The following is a 5,601-nucleotide window of genomic DNA, read 5'->3' on the forward strand; positions in this document are numbered from 1 at the left end:
CGCGACGACGCCGAGGCGCAGCTTCGCCAATCCCAGAAGATGGAGGCGATGGGCCAGCTCACCGGCGGGATCGCCCACGACTTCAACAACCTTCTGAACGTGGTGATGGCCAACCTCGAATGGATCGAGCGCCACCTCCAGCACGATCAGAAGCTGCTGGGACGGGTTCGCGACGCCATCTCGGGGGCCGAGCGCGCCGCCGCGACGACGCAGATGCTCCTCGACTTCGCCCGCAGCCAGCCCGCATCCGCGGCGAGCACGGACGTGAACGCTCTCATCGCGCAGTCCGCCAAGCTCCTGCGCAGCACGCTGGGCGGACAGATCCTGCTCGACCTGCGCCTGTCCGCGGAGCTGCCGCGCATCGCCGTCGACGCCAACCAGCTTGAGAACGCCCTGCTCAACCTCGCGGTGAACGCCCGGGATGCGATGCAGGCGGGCGGTGCCCTCACCATCGCCACGCGGGTCGTCGATCCCGAATCCGTCGGCCAACCGCGCCGGATCGCCATCGACGTCACCGATACCAGACCGGGCATGAGCGGCGAGGTCATGGCTCAGGCCTTCGACCCGTTCTTCACGACGAAGCCCGTCGGCAAGGGAACGGGGCTCGGCCTCAACCAGGTCCTGCGCTTCGTTCAGGCGGCCGACGGAACCGCCACGATCGCGAGCCAGCCGGAAGAGGGAACCACAGTCAGCCTCGTCTTCCCGGTGCCTGCCGTTCCATCCTCCCGTCTGGCCGCCTGACATCGAGCCCCGGCCAGGGAAAACGATGCCGCGCGTGCGGCGAAGTGGAACGGTTGCCGGCACAATGCTCTTACGTCTCCAGACCGGCACCATGCTGCCTTCCGGAGAACCGATATGTTTCGCAAGCTGATCATCGCCTTCCTGCTACCGCGAGTGATCCAGTTCATCAGCCGCCGCTTCGGCCGCGGGCAGGGTCGCACCTACTGATCCGCGCCGTAGGGTCGTTCACACGATCTTAACTATCTCGACGTAATCTTGCGTCATGCCGATCGCGATTCGTCGCTCCATCGGACACGGCCACGGAGCCGGAGCGATGTGACGCCGGATGTACGCGCACAGGGCTCCGTCTCTCGTGGCCGTCCCGTTTCCGGGCTCGGCGCGTGTCCGGAAGCGGAACGATCGGAATCGCCACGGCGAAAGTCGAACAATACTTCGCCCCCATCACTATCGTTCCTCTTGCGTGCCTGAAGATCCCGGAACGTGAATTATTTCGGGAGAGACCCGATCCTGCTCCGCTCAGATCTGTCATTGACTTCGCAAGTGCGAAGAGGCAAATACCACCTTGCAGCGTCAGCGGCCGTCATGGTTCCGCTTGAGAGGGCTGCGTGACGGATCGTCGATCGCGCATCAGCGCGGTGTCGCCGACCTGAGCCCCTCTCTTCAACGTGCATGCATCCGGACTGCCCCATCACGCGGGCGGCCCCCAGCCCAACGGACCAGCCTCCATCAGAACGCGCATCGCTTCGATACGCGTGCGGCTTCGGTCCCGCTGCCTTGAAAGACGACTCTTGACCCAATTCACTGATTTCGGCCTCGCCCAGCCCGTGCTGCGTGCGCTGGAGGAAGCCGGCTACACCACGCCGACGCCGATCCAGGCCCAGGCCATCGTCCCCGCCATGGCGGGCCGCGACCTCTGCGGCATTGCCCAGACCGGCACTGGCAAGACCGCGGCCTTCGCGCTGCCGATCCTGCACCGCCTGGCACAGACCCAGCGCAAGGCGATCCGCCGCGGCTGCCGCGTCCTTGTGCTCTCGCCCACCCGCGAGCTCGCCAACCAGATCGCCGAGAGCTTCTCGGATTACGGCCGGCATCTCTCGTTCACCAACACCGTGGTGTTCGGCGGCGTCACCATCTCCCGCCAGGAGAAGGCGCTCGCCAACGGCGTCGACATCCTCGTCGCCACGCCGGGCCGGCTCATGGACCTCATCGAGCGCCGCTCGCTTACCCTTGAGGCGGTCGAGATCCTCGTCCTCGACGAGGCCGATCAGATGCTCGATCTCGGCTTCATCCACGCCCTGAAGCGCATCGTGAAGATGCTGCCGAAGGAGCGCCAGAGCCTGTTCTTCTCGGCGACCATGCCCAAGAACATCGCCGGGTTGGCCGAGCAGTATCTTCGCGACCCGGTGCAGGTCGCGGTGACGCCCGTCGCCACCACCGCCGAGCGGGTCAGCCAGGAGGTCATCTTCGCTCATACCGGAGCGAAGCAGGCGCTGCTCAACCACATCCTGCGCGACCCGAAGATCGAGCGGGTGCTCGTGTTCACGCGCACCAAGCACGGAGCCGACCGCGTCGTGCGTGGCCTCGAGAAGGTCTCGATCGCGGCCAGCGCCATCCACGGCAACAAATCCCAGCCCCAGCGCGAACGGGCGCTCGCGGCCTTCAAGGACGGCGCCTGCCGGGTGCTGGTCGCCACCGACATCGCCGCGCGCGGTATCGACGTCGAGGCGGTGAGCCACGTCATCAACTACGACCTGCCCAACGTGCCGGAGAGCTACGTCCACCGCATCGGCCGCACCGCGCGGGCCGGCGCGAACGGGCTCGCGATCTCGTTCTGCAACGACGAGGAGAAGGCGTATCTGCGCGACATCGAGCGTTTGACCCGCCAGAAGATCCCCGTCGCCCCCTTCCCCGAGGGCTTCGCCGCCCCGAGCCGCCAGGAGGCCGCCGAGGCCGCCCAGGCCGAGGAGCGGCGTCCGCTGCCCCAGGGCCAGCGACCCGGTCAGCGCCAGGGCCAGCGTCCCGGTGGCGGACGCCCCGGCAACGGTCGCCCCGGCAATGGCGGCCGCGGCGAGAACCGCGGCGGCGCGCCGGCACGGTCCGGCCGCTCCGAGGGCAACCGTCCGCAGGAGCATCGCGGCGAGCGCCAGAACGAAGGCAGGGCGCAGGCCCCGCGCGCCGAGAACCGTGGCGAGCCCCGCAGCGATGCCCGGCCGCAGCGTGCACAGGCGGCCAACCGGCCCCAGACCGGTAGCGGCGAGGGCCGGACCATCGGTTGGCTCGACCGTTCGCCGCGCTCCTGACACCTGCCGCCCTTCGAGAGAGGCCGGCTCCACGCTTCGACCACGCCGCCCCGATCCGTTCGGGGCGGCATTTTTCTTGGTCCCGCCTCCCGCCGATCCGGACGGCGAGCCATTGCCGCCGTGCCCGGATGCGCCATCTTCCCCTGGCGGGCCGATTCGTCGCAGACGAGCCGGCCCTGTCACGGAGGTCGGGATGCGATTCGAACTTTATCGGGATGCCGGCGGCGAATGGCGCTGGCGCCTGCGCGTCCAGAACGGCAACGTGATCGCCGATTCCGCCGAGGGCTATGCCAGGCGCGAGGATTGCGAGCACGGCATCGCCCTCGTCCGGGCCAGCGCGGATGCGACCGTCGTAGACATGACCTTGAAGATTGCCTGAGCCTCGCGCGCAGGCCGGCCTGACGGGTTTGCGCCATTGGGTACGAAACGGTTTGCGGACATCGTGCGTTTCAACGCATCGGGCGGACGGCCCTACCGATCGATCCAGGTCGGGAGGTTGGGCCGTCCGGTCGTTCACCGGGCCGAAAGCCCTCACTCGCTGAAAGCCCCCATCCAAGGAGTTCTGAACGTGCTGAGGAAGATGTTGCTGGCAGCTTTGCTGGCTCTGGGATTTGCCGCGACGGCCCCCCAGGGCGCATCTGCCGCCCCGATCGGTCCTGCCCCCGCCCTTCAGGCCGAGGCCGCGCCCGCCACCGTCCAGCAGGCCCAGTATTACGGCTATCGCCGCCGCTTCTACGGCCCACGGCGGTTCTACGGCGGCCCGCGCTTCTACGGCCCACGTCGTTACTACGGCCCGCGTCGCTTCTATGGCCCGCGGCGGTTCTACGGCGGCCCACGTCGCTTCTATTGATCCTGAGCGTTCGACAGATGGGGCCCGGCAGCGACGACGCTGCCGGGCTTTTGTTTTGGACCTTCGCCTTCCAGGTCGACGCATGCACGGGCGGAGACGTGCGCCGCATCCCCTCACCGATCGAACGGATTGGAGAGCGGCGGAAGCCGATCACCGCGACCCACGTTTCGGACCGACGCGCTGGCATTCGATGCCGCTTCACCTCATGATCGGCTGATCGGCGACGACTCTCGGCCTGGTACCTCAAAGCCTGGGTCCGATGGTCGCTTACCGTCACCATGAGGGACGCCAAGCAATGGGACGCGACAAGGACGCGGTGAGCGAACCGCGCGGCGATCTCACGGTGCGCACAAGCGCGATGCCGGCCGATACCAATGCCAACGGCGACATCTTCGGCGGCTGGGTGATGTCGCAGATGGACCAGGCCGGTGGCATCGCCGGCGTCGACCGGGCGCAGGGCCGCGTGGTCACCGTGGCGGTCGACGCCATGACGTTCATCCGGCCCGTGCGGGTCGGGGACGTGCTCTGCGTCTACACCCGCATCGCGAGCGTCGGTCGGACCTCCATGAAGATCGAGGTCGAGGCCTGGGCTCGCCGTTTCCGCACCCAGACCCGCGAGAAGGTGACGGACGCGACCTTCACCTTCGTTGCCGTGGACGACGAGGGCCGGCCACGGCCGATTCCTCCTGCCGAGCCCGGTCTCCCGGCGTGATCGACCGGACTCGATCCCGACGACCGACAACCCCTTGAAAACCTCCACGAACGATCGATTGCGAAGGGTCCGGTTCATGCTCCCTCAGGGGTATGCGTTCACTCTGCCGCAATGCGGTACGATCCCTTCGCGGCACGCAATCTGGTTCGCGCCTTCTCCCTGGCCGGCCTCCTCGTCATGATGACGGAGGCGATGCCGGGGACGGCCTGCCTCGTCATCGGCCTGTTCTGCCTTACCGCGGCGGCGCTCCTGTCGCTCTTCTCCGGGCCTGCCGAGGCCGCAGAGAAGACGACGCGGCGCCCTGCCGCCGCTCGGGCGGCCCGGCCCGGCCGGGCGGCCAAGTTGCAACCAGCCGTCCGAAGCCGGCATCCTCCGGGGAAGATTCCCGCCAAGCCGGCGGTCGAGCCGCATCCGGCCATCTTCGCCACGGTTGCCGGGCGCTCCACCGGCCCGTCCTCATCGCGCCGCCGGACCTGAGGGACCGCAATCGGCCCATCCCCGACAGCGAACCCATTAACCCTTCGTCAACCATGTCACGGCAACGCTCCTGTCACAGGAGCCGCCATGAACCGACGTGGACACCGCGATTTCGACCGACTGAGCGAGGCTCAGATGCTCATGGGCCTGACGGCGAGCCGCCGCGTCGATGCCCTGGTCCTGGTGAGGCCGCCGTCGTCCAAAAGCATCGCCGAGCTTCTCGACACGATCCAGCACGTGACCGAGGCGGCGACGGGCGAACGCAGCTTCCTCCACCTCAAGCCCCCTGTCCGATAGAGACAGGGGACGCCTCACCCACCGAGGTACCGAAACAGCGTGCCGAGACCGAAGACGGTGAGGATCAACGGCCACCAGAGGGCGAGGACGAGCAGGGATACGTCGAACACCCCGGCCGAATACCAACCGCCGAACAGGAAGACGAGGAACCCGGTCCCGTAGACGACGGCTCCCCACCTGGACAACGATCCGCCGAGCCCCCTCACCGCTTTCGCTCCTCCGGC

At 67.9% G+C, this 5,601-nt stretch carries 8 protein-coding genes; 7 read left to right on the forward strand and 1 reads right to left on the reverse strand.

Features of this window, described 5'->3' with window-relative positions:
- The 7 genes from ACFE7U_RS14215 to ACFE7U_RS14245 form a co-directional block, all read left to right on the forward strand.
- On the forward strand, positions 1-741 hold a 741-nt coding region (locus tag ACFE7U_RS14215), incomplete at its 5' end, for a sensor histidine kinase (protein WP_375410371.1).
- Positions 742-1,529: 788 nt separating this feature from the next.
- On the forward strand, positions 1,530-3,041 hold the full coding sequence (locus tag ACFE7U_RS14220; RefSeq protein WP_375410372.1) for a DEAD/DEAH box helicase: 1,512 nt from the start codon (positions 1,530-1,532) through the stop codon (positions 3,039-3,041).
- Between the two features lie 193 nt (positions 3,042-3,234).
- On the forward strand, positions 3,235-3,420 hold the full coding sequence (locus tag ACFE7U_RS14225; protein WP_375410373.1) for a YegP family protein: 186 nt from the start codon (positions 3,235-3,237) through the stop codon (positions 3,418-3,420).
- Between the two features lie 189 nt (positions 3,421-3,609).
- Entirely contained in the window at positions 3,610-3,891 is a 282-nt protein-coding gene (locus ACFE7U_RS14230; RefSeq protein ID WP_375410374.1) for a hypothetical protein, read from the forward strand.
- A gap of 295 nt (positions 3,892-4,186) precedes the next feature.
- Positions 4,187-4,603, forward strand: coding sequence for an acyl-CoA thioesterase (locus tag ACFE7U_RS14235; RefSeq protein WP_375410375.1), 417 nt, complete (start codon positions 4,187-4,189; stop codon positions 4,601-4,603).
- Between the two features lie 111 nt (positions 4,604-4,714).
- Positions 4,715-5,080: a hypothetical protein gene (locus tag ACFE7U_RS14240; RefSeq protein ID WP_375410376.1), complete on the forward strand. Its 366-nt coding sequence runs from the start codon at positions 4,715-4,717 to the stop codon at positions 5,078-5,080.
- Positions 5,081-5,167: 87 nt separating this feature from the next.
- Entirely contained in the window at positions 5,168-5,377 is a 210-nt protein-coding gene (locus ACFE7U_RS14245) for a hypothetical protein (protein WP_375410377.1), read from the forward strand.
- A gap of 14 nt (positions 5,378-5,391) precedes the next feature.
- Here ACFE7U_RS14245 and ACFE7U_RS14250 read toward each other — a convergent pair.
- Positions 5,392-5,601, reverse strand: a 210-nt coding sequence (locus ACFE7U_RS14250) for a hypothetical protein (protein ID WP_375410378.1), incomplete at its 5' end; no start/stop codon positions are given.

This window comes from uncultured Methylobacterium sp. (assembly GCF_964251405.1).
Taxonomy (GTDB): domain Bacteria; phylum Pseudomonadota; class Alphaproteobacteria; order Rhizobiales; family Beijerinckiaceae; genus Methylobacterium.